General features: G+C 39.0%; 8 protein-coding genes. 5 read left to right on the top strand and 3 right to left on the bottom strand.

What is annotated here, in order from left to right; translation table 11 throughout:
• The first annotated feature begins 7 nt into the window (after positions 1-7).
• On the top strand, positions 8-1,204 hold the full coding sequence (locus ABMA78_RS13115) for a PLP-dependent decarboxylase (RefSeq protein WP_392860662.1): 1,197 nt from the start codon (positions 8-10) through the stop codon (positions 1,202-1,204).
• A gap of 8 nt (positions 1,205-1,212) precedes the next feature.
• Here the strand turns inward: ABMA78_RS13115 and ABMA78_RS13110 are convergent, their stop codons facing one another.
• Complete coding sequence (locus ABMA78_RS13110) at positions 1,213-5,385, bottom strand: hypothetical protein (RefSeq protein WP_392860661.1); 4,173 nt, start codon at positions 5,383-5,385, stop codon at positions 1,213-1,215.
• 154 nt (positions 5,386-5,539) lie between these two features.
• Between ABMA78_RS13110 and ABMA78_RS13105 the strand changes: the two genes are divergently transcribed.
• Positions 5,540-6,658 carry a succinylglutamate desuccinylase/aspartoacylase family protein gene (locus ABMA78_RS13105; protein WP_392860660.1) on the top strand — a complete coding sequence of 373 codons (1,119 nt, stop codon included), beginning with the start codon at positions 5,540-5,542 and terminating at the stop codon, positions 6,656-6,658.
• A 2-nt stretch (positions 6,659-6,660) separates the two neighbouring features.
• Here the strand turns inward: ABMA78_RS13105 and htpX are convergent, their stop codons facing one another.
• Positions 6,661-7,545, bottom strand: coding sequence for a protease HtpX (htpX, locus tag ABMA78_RS13100; RefSeq protein ID WP_392860658.1), 885 nt, complete (start codon positions 7,543-7,545; stop codon positions 6,661-6,663).
• A 191-nt stretch (positions 7,546-7,736) separates the two neighbouring features.
• Here htpX and ABMA78_RS13095 point away from each other — a divergent pair, with 191 nt between their 5' ends.
• The 3 genes from ABMA78_RS13095 (at position 7,737) to ABMA78_RS13085 (ending at position 11,909) form a co-directional block, all read left to right on the top strand.
• Positions 7,737-9,089 carry a cyclic nucleotide-binding domain-containing protein gene (locus tag ABMA78_RS13095; RefSeq protein ID WP_392860657.1) on the top strand — a complete coding sequence of 451 codons (1,353 nt, stop codon included), beginning with the start codon at positions 7,737-7,739 and terminating at the stop codon, positions 9,087-9,089.
• A gap of 82 nt (positions 9,090-9,171) precedes the next feature.
• Entirely contained in the window at positions 9,172-10,557 is a 1,386-nt protein-coding gene (locus ABMA78_RS13090) for a TldD/PmbA family protein (RefSeq protein WP_392861020.1), read from the top strand.
• Positions 10,557-11,909, top strand: a complete 1,353-nt coding sequence (locus ABMA78_RS13085; RefSeq protein WP_392860655.1) for a TldD/PmbA family protein — start codon at positions 10,557-10,559, stop codon at positions 11,907-11,909. Before ABMA78_RS13090 ends, ABMA78_RS13085 begins: the two co-directional genes overlap by 1 nt.
• 144 nt (positions 11,910-12,053) lie before the next feature.
• Here ABMA78_RS13085 and ABMA78_RS13080 read toward each other — a convergent pair whose 3' ends face one another.
• Entirely contained in the window at positions 12,054-16,310 is a 4,257-nt protein-coding gene (locus tag ABMA78_RS13080; protein ID WP_392860653.1) for a hypothetical protein, read from the bottom strand.
• Positions 16,311-16,469 lie beyond the last annotated feature (159 nt).

Below are 16,469 nucleotides of genomic sequence, written 5' to 3'. Positions count from 1 at the left end.
AATTTTAATGGAAAAAGTTTTAACGAAGTTAACAAAGAGATTGGATTCATCATTTTACTTTTATGATTTAGATGCCCTAGAAGAGCATCTTCGCTATATCACAAATAATAAGGATGAAAGCATTAAGCTTTACTATGCTTGTAAGGCAAACCCTTTGTCTTCGATTTTAAAACTTATTAGAAACCTTGGAATCGGCGTCGACGTTGCTTCCAAGGGAGAGCTTACCCAAGTTGTGGCCAGTGGTGTGAAGTCATGTGACATCATTTCAACTGGCCCAAGTAAGTCACGTGGCTATATTCGTACGTTACTAGAGCATGAAATTAATTGTGTGGTTGTGGAAAGTATCTATCAACTAAAGTGGTTAAACGAACAGGCCAAAGAGCTTGGGATTAAGGCACGTGCACTTTTAAGGGTACAACTAGAGTGGGATTCACAAGAAAAGTCTGTCCTTGGTGGCGATGAAGTTACGGCCTTTGGCCTAGATGAGGCCACATGGTCGACGATTAATCTTTCAGAGTATGAAAATATTGAGGCCATCGGCTTTCATGTATTTCAGTGGGGAAATATTCTTGATCCTAAAAGACTTGAAGAAGTCTGGGATAAGACCTGTGAGCGCATTAATACGCTAGCAGAGACGATGAATATCACACCAGAAGTCATTGACCTTGGCGGAGGCCTTGGTATTCCCTACCAAAATCAAGATGAAAGAATCGACTTTAAAGAAATCAATGCGGCCCTTATGCGCTTAAAGGCCAAGCATGGTTTAAAGAAGATTTGGATGGAGCTAGGACGTTTTGCAGTTGGAGAATGCGGGCTCTACTTAAGTCAAGTTATTGATCGTAAGAATGTGCGAGGACAAGAAATCCTTGTTCTTGACGGCGGTATCAATCATATTGCTCGTCCGGCACTTACTGATCAGGCCTTTCCTTGTCGTGTTTTAAACCAAGAAAAGAAATCAACACAGATGAGAGAATTTCATGTTCATGGGCCTTTATGTACATCACTAGATAAGCTAGGTATTTTTGAACTTCCTAAAGATTGTGATTATGGAGACTGGTTAGTCTTCACTCAATGTGGCGCTTATGGCTTTACAGAAAGTATGCCATTTTTCTTATGTCATAACCTGCCAGCTGAAGTCGTCTCATACAAAGGAGACGTTATGATTCCTCGAACGATTAAAACAAGTGCTGATTGGGTGGAGTAATTCCACTCTTAGAGTGTGTTTAGAATTGGAATATTCTCTAGCTGAATATTTGGCGGTGACATTTGTCTTAGTTGCGCAGGAGTAAGTCTTGGAACTCCACGGCCAGGACCTGTTGAGTCTTCTGAAGCACAATTATCACCATCACACTTACCTACAACGTACTCGGCCTTACCGTCACTTAATCCAGAAATACTAATTCCAGAGTCTGAAAAGCTACCAGTCTCAACTAATTTAAATTCACCATCAGCAACCTTACACTCAACAGAGACAATGTAATCATAATCATATGAAGATAGCTCATACTCTTTTGCACTTTCAAGAGATGAGTTAAGAGTGCTTACCTTTTCTTTACGGTTTCCATCTTCATCTTCTTCAAAGTATGTCTTTTTAATCTTACAGGCCTTTACCTTTTCTTTTACGAAAGTGACAGTAATGGCCGGTTTTGAACCATTGAAGTCAATGGCCAGATCAGCTTCTGTTTCATCACCCGGCACATCAGTATTTCCAGGATCAGGATTTACTGTCGGTAGAGGCTCAACAACATCAGGATCATGGACGACAACTTCTTCAGTTCCAATTTCATCCACAACAGTATTAACCACTTCAGTTATAGCAGCTGAGGCATTTGATGTGTGAACCACAGCTTGTGTAGCACCAGGATTTCTTAAGATGGCAGGTGTTGTCGATCCAGTCTCATTCGAAGTAAGACGAGGTCCACTTAACTTAGGAGCATTTACCTGATTTGTAATATTAGTATACTCACCTTCAATTGTAATTCCATCATTAACAGCTGTCTTAGTATCACTAGCTGTCTTTGCATCACTTGCTTTCTTATTAGCGGCCTTAATAAGCTCTACCTTATCATCAGTTCTGGCAATTGTATGGGCCAGTTGTCTGGCCTTATCAACAATACGTTGTCCTGTTGCCTTTATAAGACTTCCTGGATTTGATGGAACAGGAAGATTAGCTTGAGTAGGAGCAGGTAGTCCAACGGCCTTCTCACCAGCAATTGCACCTTGTGGTGTCCCATGCGGTGCACGAGCTGGTCTCGTAATAAGAGCATTTGAATTAGTTGATGCAATTTGCGGTGTCGTAGGCTTACCTGAACTTACGGCCTGTCTTAGGACTTCACGACGAGCAGTTGAGGCAGCACTTGAGCCACTAATTAATTTATCAACGATAGAAGGATCTCTTGAGGTAACAAGATCAAGAATCCCCTGTGCTCTTTGCTCACCACCTTTAGCAACATCCTTACGATAGGCCAATGCAAGTAAGTCCATATCACTTAAGCGCTCTCCGCGAGTAATCTTACTTTCAATATTTTGGTAAGTCGTGGCCTTTTGAAGGTCACTTAAACCAGAAAAATCATAGATTCTATCCTTAACATCATCAAGACTACGAACAGCTCCATTCATTTGCGGAAGCTGAGTTTCTTTAAAAACAAAGTGTCTCTCTGCTCTCATGGCCTGGCCTTGAGCAGTCTTAGCATCAGAAAGAATTTTAATATTATCAATATCAATACCAAACTTAAGGACAACACCTTTATCAGTTACTGTTCCTAGTCCTGAATCAATGATGGCCTGATAATTATCAGAACCTTTATTGATAATTAGGCCACTTCCATCCTCAAGTAGTTTTCCTTCTTTTAATGTTTCCATACGCTTTCCTAAACGCGTATAGAAAACAACATTTGGGTTAGCGGCTTCATCAAATCCATTAATATAGCTTCTCACCTCTGGAATAACCTTATCAGATAAGAATCTTGCATTAGTTAATTTACCACCAGATTGGTTTTCCAGTCTTCTTAGCATCGCTGGAACTTGTGACTGATCATCAACAACAGCAACGGCCTTACTCGTCGTCGTTGGTGCCGGAAGTCCAAGAACCTTAGGTGGAGGTAGTGCTATAACAGATTGAGGCTTTGGTGCGTTCAGCGATGTTCTAGTATTTAAGATTCCAATTGGTGAAGGAGATGCATTTGTCGTTGTTGTCGCGACCTGTGTACCTTTAGCTGTTTTAGCGACAGCTGCACCAGTCGTCGAACCTGCACTTCGGCCAGCTCTTGTTGCGCTCAGGGCCTCAGCACCATATCTTGCAACAGCTACACTATCGGTTGCAACACTAACAAGTGATAAACCAACGGCAATCTGACCACTAAGTTTTTGAGACTCAGCAGCTGCAATGGCCTCAATATTTTCTTCAGTTGAAGAAAGTCCAAGTGAGTGCTTCGAATCAGTTGTATCAAGCTGCTTATTAGCATCATTAATTTCTCTTACACCTACGGCGGCCTCACCAACAATTAATGCTGAACTTGCTGAAGCAAGTGCAATTCCCACCGGGCTTCCGATTCCTGTCATAACAAGGGCACCAGATAAGGCCATACCTGCTCCGGCCATCGTAACATTTGCAAGCTTCCATGTTTCATCGTTTGAATATATATCGCGCATTTGGCTACATAAGAATGATGCCTGCATATCCTGAAGCCCAGGAATAACTCGATTATTTTTAAAAGCTTGTGCAATAAGATATGGCCTATATTTAAGAAGATCTTTTAGGTCATCATCCATATCGTCAATATCTTTTGAAGAAGAAGGAATCTTGTCTTCTAGATCTTCTAAATCCTCAAGCATATTCTCACTTACTGTCTTTTCAAGATCTTCAAAATCACTTGTCGAAATTGCACTTGCTGGCTTACTTGTCCCAAATAAAGAAGTTTTCTCCGCACAGTCTTTTGCAAAGTCATTTGATGGTGCATGAAATTTTGAACGGAATTCATTTGTTGCGTAATACTTTCTAAAATCAGGATTCTCATTCGAAAAATTCATCATATTAGAAATATAGCTATTCTGTTCACTTGCTATAAAATCTTTATAATCTTTAGAGCGTCTTACAACCGTGCAATATGGAATCTCACCCATATAGTAGTTACCGGCCTGTGAAGATGTCACACATGGAAATTTATTTCTAATTTTATCACATTGATTATTAATGCCATCAAGGAGTTCGTTAACCTTAGTTCTTAACTCTCCTTTATTTGTCTTTTTAATCTTACCTTCAGCAATTGCCTTCTTAAATTCTTCCTTTGCACTATTAAGAATACCTAAGAATGGTTCTTGACCAAAGTCTTGCGTCTCTTTAAGAATGTCATCGATTGCGCGATCAAGATTGGCCTCACTCACACCGTTAGACTTTAGCTTATGAAGAATATAATTCTTCATTGAAAGCTCGCTACCGATTTTTAGCCCATCATCTAAAAGAGACTTAATTGATGAATGTCTCTTAATACGATCAAAATCCTTTGAAAGAGTGTCAAGTTCAGAACTACTTACACTTTGAACAACTTGGTCATTACTACAAGCTACTTGAACAAGAGTGTCACCGATATTACGTGAACTCATAAAGAATGTTCCAAGCATATTATCTTCAGCTTCTGCACGGTAGTCTTTTTCACAACGTGAAAGAATTCCGACACCCTTTGAAAGCCCTAGACTTACACCTTTTTCAACACCTTCTTGATTTTCCTTTGCCTTAGCTACTGAATCCTTAATCTTAGCAATTCTTTCTTTTTGTGCGATACATGCTGCATCGGCAACATTATGACGACAAAACTCTTCTACTTCAGAAGCTAATTTATCAAAGGCCTGCATCTTCTTATCATCTGATAAGAGATCCTTAACAATTTGCGGTGTCGTGTATTCACTTGCTGAGTTCTTACATGCACTCGTTCCAAAATTAGAGCTATTACTTCCCTTTTGGCGTGCATTCACACATGCACCTCGTCCATCTTGACCAGGGCCAAATAGTAAAGGATTACATCTCACTTTAAGGATTCGATTACCAAAGAAACTTTTTTCACATGAGATCTTTCTTGGGATCTGACACTTTCCACTAACTAAAGTTGACTTATGTCCAGCAAGAAAGCAGTCACTTGAGGCCGCATAGGCTTCTTCAATTAAGAATTGAAAAGTATAACGGTTCTTATACTTACGAGCATTTTCAATATTTTCGTGAAAGTCGACAATTGAATTATGATAGTACTGTAGAGTAAGAAGATTCTTATACTCAGGTTTAGCTAAATCAAGAGTATAAACTCTTTGACTCGATTTCGCATTCACAGTTGTCGATAGAACTACTGCTAGAACAAGAAAAGCTGAATATAAAAGTCGACTTATTTTTACCATCGCTACCTTATCGTCTGGCCACCTAGAATTACTTAATTATTATTTAAATTTTGATTAATTCAAACAACTTACGGGTTTTAATGTATAATTAGGAGGTTATCTGTCAAAATTCGAATATTTAGTGACTTATAAAAGAGGCACTGTGGAGTTGATCATGTCTAATTGGAACCTAGAAAAGAAAATTATCAATATCGATGAAACAAATCACGGCAAGTACCAGCTTAATATCTATGACTTAGTTCCTGATAAAATTGATGAGAATGCTCCGACAATCTATATCCAAGCAAATGTTCACGGCGCTGAACTGCAAGGAAATATGGCCATTTTTAAACTTCTAAATTTATTAGAAGATGAACATATAAACGCAAGAATTAGAATGATTCCAAATGCAAACCCATATGCAACCTCTGTCAAAATGGGAACCTATACTTACGGGCGCTTTAACCCTATTACCGGAGACAATTGGAATCGCATGTACCTAAACTTCTTTGATCAAAAAGAAGGACAAGGCCTAATTAGTGAAGAAGAAATTAAGGCGTGTGAAGATAAAAAAGCTTACAAAGAACTATTAAAAGCAAAGATTACTGAATATAGAAACTTTCACAAGGCCTATGGTATTGATGAAAATAAGAATCTCTTTATAACCCTGCAAGAGCTAGCAAGTGATGCCGATATTGTCTTAGACCTTCATACTGCTGGTGTTGGCTGTCGCTATATCTATGGCCCAGATTTCTTAGAAGAGAAAATGGCACAGCTAAACTTTCCATTCCACTTAGTCATTCCACCAGAGTTTGGTGGGGCAATGGATGAAGCAAGTTTCTATCCGTGGGTAAAGTTTCATGAAGTTCATAAAAGTGAGAATTCTTTTGAGGCCTACACTCTTGAATTAGGAAGTGAAGAAGTCATCGACTCAAAGGCCGGCCAAATAGATGCCATCAATATCTTTAATTACCTTGTTAAAAGAGGTGTCATCGATGCAGACGAGATCAACACAAAGAAGAACACACAGTATTTTTGTGAATTGAAAAACTATAAGGGATTCTTTTCTCCAAGTGCAGGCTTTATTGAGTACCACAAGGCCCCTGGAGAGAAATTTAAAAAAGGTGAAAAGATCATGAGTGTTTATCATTTCGATAAACTTGAAAGCCTAGAGCAAGTGATCTCCCCTATCATAGCACCTTGTGATGGAATTGTGATTAATCATGCCCCAAGTTCAAATGTGAAAAGGGGCATGAATGTATTAGAAGCTTTTACGCAATTTACGTCAAAGTAATCTTATAGGCCTGACTGAAGCGCACGAATACGCTTATCAAGGCTTGGGTGAGAACTAAAAAGTTCAGCAAAAGATGGCCCACTAGAGATCTTAAATGCTGTGAGATTAGGATCTGAGTTATCAACCATTTTTGTACTTTGTTGTAATTTTTGAAGGGCCGCAATCATCTTGTCACGCCCTGCAAGTTTCGCACTTCCAGCGTCTGCTCGATATTCACGAAAGCGTGAAAACCACATTGTAATAGGCATAGCAAGTAGACCAAAAATAATATCTAAGACAAACACAAGTGCCATATGAGCAAAAGGCCCAAGTCCTGGTCCTTCCTCATCATCAGAACGTAGTGCATTTGAAATAACCATCGCTCCAATACGAGATAGGATCATAACAAAAGCGTTAACGACACCTTGAACGAGTGCCATCGTTACCATATCACCATTAGCAATGTGAGCGACTTCGTGACCGATTACACCCTCGGCCTCATCACGACTCATCGTATGAAGTAGTCCCGCTGAGACAGCAACCATCGAGTTATTTCGACTAGGCCCAGTAGCAAAGGCATTGACTTCATTTGAGTTATAAATATAAACATCAGGGTTTTTGATTCCACTAGCACGAGCATATTGGTGAACCGATTGAGCAACCCATCCATAATTTGGATCGTTTGGAGAAATCTCTGTCATACGATAGGCCATTTTCGCCATAAATTTAGATAAGGCCAAAGAAATAAATGATCCACCAAGTCCCCAAACAGCACAGATGATGATAAGGGAATTATAATTCATTCCCGCTTCCGTCATATAGCCACGGATTCCAAGTAGATTAAGCACAATACCGATCGTTGCAACAACCAAGATATTTGTAAGTAAAAATAAACCAATTCTTAGCATTTTAGATTAACTCCTAAAAAATAATATTCCCAATATGATAGAGATTAATTCTAAATTTGGTCAATAAGATGAATTATTGTTTACAAAAAATTAACAATTCTTCTCAGGATTTAAGAAAGTTTAAAGAATTTTAATAAATAACCGAGTATTTAATAAGAAACTGTTAACGATTTTCATTTAAAAAGAGCAAAATGATCAACAATAAGCACATTACAAAGAAAGAGATTTTATGGAATGCGATCATTTTTGCAGCAGTTATCTTTACGGCCATTGAGGCCCCTTTCTCTTTTATTTTTCAAACGAAGATTCAAGGATGGCAACTAATTTGCGACTTTATTGTCTCTTCACTCTTTGTTAGTGACCTCTTTCTAAGAATCCGAAAAAAGAGAGCACAAAATATGAGCTTTACTTCAAAGGCCCATAAGAATAAGTGGTATGCCTTAATTGGTATCGACCTCATTGCATCTGTACCGTACGACATTCTAAGTTATGCGCTAGGATTCCATGCCTTCACATACTTTAGATTATTTCGTCTTGTAAGAATTGCTCGTCTCTTTGAAATGGTTTCAAATCTTGCCTTTGTGCCTAAGATGATTAAGTTCACAGCTGTTCTGACCCTCTTTATGGTTGCCGTTCACTGGATTAGTCTTTGCTGGATTATGATCACACCTATTGATCAATCACTGATTCAAGATCGTGCCACTCACTATATTACGGCCATGTACTGGACAGTAACTACACTTACGACAATTGGTTATGGTGATATTACCCCGACAACAAATGAAGGCCGCCTCTTTACGATGGTCATCATGATCTTAGGGGTTGGTGTTTACGGTTTCGTTATTGGTACAGTTAACAAGATGGTACAAGATGGCGAGCGCTATAAGCAGCAAAATAGAGAGAAGATGCATGATCTCGTAAGCTTTATGAAGCACTATAATGTTCCAGAGCGTCTGCAGCAGAATGTTTATAGTTACTATAATCACCTCGTGACAAAGAGGCTTACAGAAAATGATAATAAGATCATTAATGAACTGCCTCAGGCCCTGCAGGGAGAGCTGACAGTTTATATGAATATTAAGCTCATCAGAAACCTTCCAATCTTTAAGACGCTTACATCAAGTTGTCTAAAAGAAGTAGCTGGTGCCCTTGAGCAAAAATATTACGGGCCAGGACAAACCATTATTAATATTGGTGAAACAGGTCATGAAATGTATCTTATTGGTCACGGTAGTGTTGAAGTTATCCTCAGTGATGGAAATGTTGTAGCAACCCTTCATGAAGGACAATTCTTCGGTGAAAATGCCCTTCTACACGATACTAAGCGAAACGCAAATGTCCGCGCCCTTGGTTATTGTGAACTTTATAAGCTTGATAAAGAGCAATTCGATGAGATCTCATCGCGACATAATGACCTTCTGGTAAGTATCACAAGTCTTACAACTCGTCGCTCCACAGATCGCTCAGAGCGTCACAGCCCAAGCGTGAAACGAGTTCAGCAAAAGCTTAAGGAACAGGAAAAAAACGAGCCAGAAGCGGCATAAACTCGGCCCTAGAACGCTTGTTGCCTTTTAATCACCCTCATTCTTTGTTAACATATCCTAATATTTTGGAGGAAACACAATGATGTTAGATAGTACAATTGCAAAGGAAGTTATCGACTACGCACTTCTTCGCGGCGCTGACTTTGCAGAAATTTTTGTCGATCGCCAAACGTTTGAATCAATCAGCATTAAAAGTTCTAATGTTGAAAATATTGAAAACGGAATTAACTTCGGAATTGGTATCCGTCTTTTTTATGGAACAAAAGTTCTCTATGGTTATACAAACTCAACAAAGAAAGAAGAATTACTCGATATTGTTTCTTCTTTGAGTGCAAAAGACCTAAGAGATCCGATTGTAACTGCAACGAATTTTAATTATGAAAAGCCGCTACAAAATCACTTTGTGCAAACAGGGCTAAAGAATAATATCTCTCTCGATCAGAAAATCCCTCTACTTCTAGAAATTGATCGCCTAACTCGTGGGACAACAGATAAGATCACACAAGTTCCAATTGGCACAAGTCAACGTTTTCAAGAGATTGAGATTTTCAACTCTGAGGGCCTACACGTAACTGATGAAAGAAATTATGTTCGTCTAAGAGCAAGCTGTATTGCGAGTGATGGTACGATTCAAGATAGTGCAGGATATTCTCCAGGAGCGATGCTTGGTTGGGAATTTATTCAAGGCCAAGACCCTAAGTATATCTCTGAAAAGCTTGCAAAAGAAGTTTTAACAAAGCTTAAGGCCAAGCCTTGTCCGGCCGGTAAAATGCCTGTTGTTATTGATAATGGTTTTGGTGGAGTTATCTTCCACGAAGCTTGTGGTCACCTTCTTGAGACAACTTCTGTTGCTAAGAAAGCTTCAGTTTTCTGGGACAAGATGGATCAAATGATTGCTTCAAGCGCTGTTAGTGCCGTTGATGATGGAACAAACCAAAACTACTGGGGTTCAATCAATATCGATGATGAAGGGATGAAGTCGCAAAAAACCCAACTTATTAAAGACGGAAAGCTAACGAGCTTTATGGTTGATAAACTAGGTTCAATGAAGACTGGTTATGAAAGAACAGGTTCTGCCCGTCGTGAATCTTACAAGTACGCCCCGACATCTCGTATGAGAAATACATATATTGAGGCCGGAAAAGATAAATTTGAAGAGATGATCGCTTCAATTGACCACGGTATTTACTGTGCGCAAATGGGTGGTGGTTCAGTAAGTCCAGGAACTGGTGAGTTTAACTTTTCAGTTATCGAAGGCTATGAAATTAAAGATGGAAAGATTGGTGATGCAGTAAAAGGTGCAACTCTAATTGGAACAGGCCCAGAAACACTTAAGCAAATTTCAATGGTTTCAGATAATCTTGATTTTGCGGCCGGTGTCTGTGGTTCAGTATCAGGTGGCGTTAACACAACTGTAGGACAACCTGCCCTAAAAGTAGATGAAATTCTTGTGGGTGGAGGTAAGTAATGAGTAAGACAAAAACACAATTACAAAAAGATTATATTAACCGTACCCTTGATATGGCCAAGGACATGGGAATTGATAATGTTGATGTTATCATTTCTGGTTCTGAATCATTTTCACTTAAGGCCGAACAAGGTGAATTAAGTGAATACAAGAAGTCTAATACTGGTGCACTAGGTGTACGTGTCATTAAGGATCAGAGAGTCGGCCTAAGTTTCACAGAAGACTTAAGTGATGAAGCGATTCGCACGACACTTTACAATGCTTCTCAAAACTCAAAATTTTCTAAGGTTGATGAGTACCAAACGATTCAAGAAGGTATCACTCTTGATGATGCTAACCCTGCGGCAAATATCGAACATGCTCCAGATGCAAATGAAATGATTGAAAAATCACTTTATCTTGAATCTGAAGTTAGACGTCGTGACGAAAACTGCCAAAGTGCTCCTTATAATGGAATTGCTGAAGGTGTTTCAAATTTTGCCATTGGTAACTCAAGAGGCGTTCTTTGTACGCACCAGTCAAAGGCATATACTGCATACACATCTGCTCTTGTTAAAAAAGGCGATAAAAATGCTATGCACTACTTCGCTGATACTAAAAGAGATTTTAGAGAGCTTGATTACGATAAGGTTATTAATACTTCATTAGAAGTTGCCAATAATTTCATCGATGCTTCCCAGATTAAAACTGGTGACTACGATGTAAATTTTGAAATCGATTTATTTGATAATATCCTATCAAGCTTTATGCTTCTCTTTAGTGCACGTGCGGCCATTGATAAGTCAAATCCGTGGCGTGATAAATTAGGAGAAATGGTTGCAGACTCTCGCCTAACATTTAAGGATGATCCTTTCTTTGCTGGCGGCTATAGTGTTTGTCCATTTGACGGCGAAGGTAAGAAAAAGCAGGTTAACACTCTTTTAGAAAATGGTAAGCTTGCACAATTTCTACACAACAGCGCCACGGCAAAAGAGCTAGGGCTTGAAAATAATTTCTGCGCAACTCGTGGAGCAAAATCTGCACTAGGTGCAACGACTTCAAATTTCATTATTGAGGCCGGTACAAATACGCAAGACGAATTCAATTCTCGTCGTTATGTGGAAATTCTAACAGCTCAAGGACTTCATAGTGGGATTAGGCCAATTAGTGGTGAATTCTCACTAGGTGTTAGTGGACGTGTTTGGAATAATGGTGAAATTGAAGGTTATTTTAAAGATGTAACAGTAAGTGGAAACTTCTTTAAAATGCTAAGTGAAATTGAGTTAATTGGAGATAAAATTGAATCTTCAAGTGATCACTCACTCTTTACACCAAAGATTCTCTTTAAAGACCTAATGATTGCTGGTTCATAAGGTGCCATGCACTTTTGGTTTCGCAACTGCTAAATCAAAAGTGCTGCACCTCTTTTTTTTACTCTTATTCCATTTATTAAATGCGTGATAATGTCGAAGCTTCCACATTATTTAGCAAGTGCGAAACCAAAAGTGCATGGCACCCTACTTAAGCATTTTAGGAAAAGCTGTTTGCTGATAGCGCTGAGAGATGAGCTCAAATAAAGTCACTCCATCACGTTCCCATTCCTTATCTTGTTTCTGGAAGAGATTTTGTCTTGCACGCTTATCTTTAATATTTGAAATATAATTCTTAAGTTGACCTGCAGTCATCTTCTGATCCCCAAGCATAACCATGGCACCATCATCCATATCAAATAGTCCATCAGTATCTTCTAGGTTATCAAAAGATATCGCTGGGATTGCACCATCAGCACCTAGGCCATCGCCACCGGCACCACCATTAAGTCCATCACCGCCAACTCCATCACCAATACCATTTCCACCGCGCCCTCTTTTAGAGCTTGCAGAAAGAGCATCAGGGTTAATCTCACCTTGTGAGTGGCCTTCACCAGAAAGACTTCCGTCCCCATTTTGCCCACCATTGGCCATACGATTTCTAATACGAGAAGCGGCCGAGCTTCCAAGAGTTGAGTTTAGGAAAGAGTCCGTAAGTGATGAAAGGTTTGCACTATGCTCAGCGCTTCTGTTATCGGCAATACGTTGAAGGGAAGCAAATTCGCCACTCTTTCCACGTTTTGCAAGAGTATCTTTCATAAGCTGTGTGTCCGTGCGTCTTTTCGCATTACGGTCTAGCTGCTTTCTAATTCCTTTACTTAGACGTGAAATAGCAGAGTTCGTTGAACTTCCCCCTGTTTTTAACTTTCCACTCACTGTTGAATTAAGGGTCTTCTTCCCATTTAAGGCATCTTGGAAATTGGCCCCAGCAGTACTGAAACCACTTAACCAATTTGTAAACTGACCAAAGCCATTACTTAGTTGAACATCTGGTATCCCACGGTGAGTCTGCTTGCGCTCGACATTTGTGGAAGCATTAATCCCATCATTTACAGTGTGATAGAAATTATGCATTTTTAGCGCATAGGCGGCCGTTCCAGATAAGTTTGCTAGAGTTTGCCCCATGAAATTATTAAGCTTAGCAATTAGCATTTCAAAATAAGGGATAAGCCCTGGTGTAATATAGTAGTCTAAGCGACTCACTTTTGGCGCATAGAAGTGGTAACGATAAGCATATTGGGCAAACTCGTCGGCCATTCTTTTTCTATCTTCAGTTTCCTTCTCGTCACCATTATCTTCTGAAACAAGAGTCGATAAGAAGTATCCTCTAGCATGGTCACGGTAAAAATTTGTGATTCGATCATTGAATACATAGTAATTATGAATATCGTGTTTTCCAGCATTAAATGGAATCTTCGTACGAGAAGAGTAATTCGTTGAATATAGACTCGACATATCTGGTAGGAAAGGATCAAGAAGCTTTAGAGCAACACTTCCCTCTTTCTTAGCATATGTATTTCGCGTACAAACACCGGCCGCCAATTCCTTATTACAGACGTCATTATTCTGGGAGTGGAAGCTCATACATTTAATTTTGTATTTTCGCCCAACAGGTACACGAGCAATCTTCCAAGTCGAGCTTGTCCTTGGCCCACAAATATTTTCTGGCCCTCTTTCAGGGTCCAGGTCGACGTCGTAGTCACTACCAAAGAGAATTCCTCCAGTTGTAATATTGACGAGATTTCCAATAAGGCTATTCTTATGAAGTCCAAAGAATTTCATTAACTTCATAATCCAACAAACTGGATACAGACACTTCTTACCAAGTGTGTACCTCTTTCCATTGTATTTAATATAATTCCAATTATATTCCTTAAGCCACTGGACAGTATATTCAAAAAGGGCCGTACCAGCGCTGATATTTTGTAGAGTAGCATCTTCAATGGCCTTAATCTTCATAAGTGCCATATCACGTAGAAAGAGCGTAAAGTCCATACCATGGCCCTTTGCCGTCTCTTTTCTTGCATCAGTAAATTTAACTTTTCCATCTTGAACAAACTCGCCGTAACGAGATGATTTTGTACACTCTCCGCTTCCGATACAGGCAGTAACTTGATCGAGAGTTTGAACAAAGTAGTCTTGTTCACGATCTTTTAATGAATAACCATCATTTTTAACAACTGCATTTCCTAGAGAATTTTCCTCAATTGCAGAATCGCCACCAAGGGCCTCAACACCTTGCTTTTCTTTATCTGTAATTGTCTTCATATAGTCTTTATCTGAAACTTTTTTACAATTACCGCCAGTTTCATCACAGACTTCTTTTTCATTATTAAGAACATAAGTGTCATACTTACCAAGGCCGTTACAATTTGCGATATAATTTGCCTCGACGTCCGGTTGTAGCCAATCTTCAGGACTCATTGGCCCCACTGTATCAACACAACGACACATCATCTCAAGAGACCTCTTCTTTAGAACTGAATAGAGTTTAAATTGTGAGTGCTTATACTTAATGGCCTCAAAGCGTACAACGTCACGAATATTGTAGCGTCCAGCACCTGACTTAGGATCGTGTCCATCAAATCCCTCAAGGAATTTGTCATCGTCTTTCATATAGTAATTTACGATACTATTGCGATCCTTAGGAGTAAGCTTTCCGTTGTAGAAAAGGTGTAGAAAGATCTTCTTTTCGTTTCTTGGAAGGTCTTCTATATAATTAGTAATTTCTTTTAGTGCTTCCTCACCTACAGAGTAATCAAATTCATCCCATAGCGGTCTTCCACGGCCAACAATAGAAGGATCGAAGCGAGAGAAGTTAAAGCCACGCATTGAGTTTGTTTGGACGTTCCAATTATAAGGTTGATTATCTGTCCCAGTATAAGAACCACTTGCCGCTTTATATGTATTATATTGCGACTTGATGTGAAAGAAGTCACCTTCATCCTTTCCACCTGTTGTATAGTCCATTGCATACATCATCATCATAACTTCGAAGTAGTCATTTGATTGTGCCGATAGAAAGTCACCAAATAGGTTTACGCGACAAGACTTCATATCAGAGATATAAACATCTTCAAATAAAGGAGAAGCGTCTTGGTGTCCATTATAAAGAGTATAGTCAGGGTCTGTCGTTTCTTTCCCTGTCATCATTGATATATAATTGGCCTCAACAACACCATCATTAATTGTAATTTTAGCATTATCCACACATTGCTTAACTAATCTCATACGAGTGCTGTGATCAGTGCCTAAGGCAGAACCTTTATTGGCACATGAAGTAATAGCATTTCGATAAGGGGCCGCAAATTTATCAAAAGCATCACTTGAATGCTGTGGGTGTTTTGGGTTGGCCTGCGTTTCTTTCTTAAAATTATCAATTAGTTTTGTGGCCTCATTCATTTTACTACCAACAGCTTGTTGGTGAGTATACTCGGTAGAGATACCTGCATAAACTTCTTCCAGACATGCTTTTCGTGGGTAGCGAGTTGAAGCGTCACGATCATGATCTCTTTCAGGCTTTGAAAGACAAGAGTTAACCTGACTATCTAGACTTGACATATACGTGGCCGTTTTACTTGAGGATACTTGATTATTTGATAAGAGCGCCTCAAGCTTTGACTTAAGAGTTGAGACCTTTGACTGAATTTCAGATGAATCACCTGCGCGTGTAAAAGCATGTGCACTTGGAATGATAAATTCAAGCAGTGATGAAAAAGTTGGAAGAATTGGGGCACAAACACCATTAGAGTTTTTAAAAAGCGACTCACAACACTCTCCACCTTTATCAGGTCTCTGTCCCATACCAAAACAGCTTGAACACTTATAATTTGCACGACAAATTTTTCTTCTTTTATCACAAGAGTTTGAACAACATTCGCTATCCTTTGAACAAGAATCCTTTTCAATACTACAAGTGTTGATATTAGTTAGGCGTCTCATTTTCTTACAAGAGCCAGCTTCACACATATCAGTTTCTGGAGAACATGCTTGATTAGCTTTTTTTGCAACTAAGCATTTCTCATAATAATTCTTATCTTTTGAATATAGTGGCAGTCCACAGATCAGTCCTTTATGGCATTGGTTTGTTGCTGAGTAACAGGCCTGTCCCCTTTTTAAATATTTCTTATCAGAATATAGGAGTTGGGCCATCATTTGTGGCCTAGAGTTAACTGAAGTCTTATTGAGTTTATTTATAATTACTTTTACATACTCATCGCTTGAGGCCTCAAGATTTTTCTTGATATAGGCATCAACGGCCTTGGCATCTACTTTTGATGATTTCCCAACAACCGCTTCAAGATTCTTGGCCTCTGATTTAATGAACGCATCAGTTTCATTTGCAGCATAAGAGTGCATATTGAACAGAGTGGTAAAAGTGATTAATATTATGAGACGAAACATATTTCCCTCTTAATTTTCTTAAGATTAAATTTATATATATTTTATCGGAAGAATGAGTAAATTACTCAAGCAGAATATAAATATTTAATTTTAGGTTGAATAAATGAGAAATCAATCACTTATGTGTGCCAACTTAATGCCACACATAAGTGTAATATT

The sequence above is a fragment of the Halobacteriovorax sp. RZ-2 genome, from assembly GCF_043196685.1.
Lineage (GTDB): Bacteria > Bdellovibrionota > Bacteriovoracia > Bacteriovoracales > Bacteriovoracaceae > Halobacteriovorax_A.
Note: the sequence above shows the minus strand (reverse complement) of the source record. Positions and strands in the feature narration are given on the sequence as shown.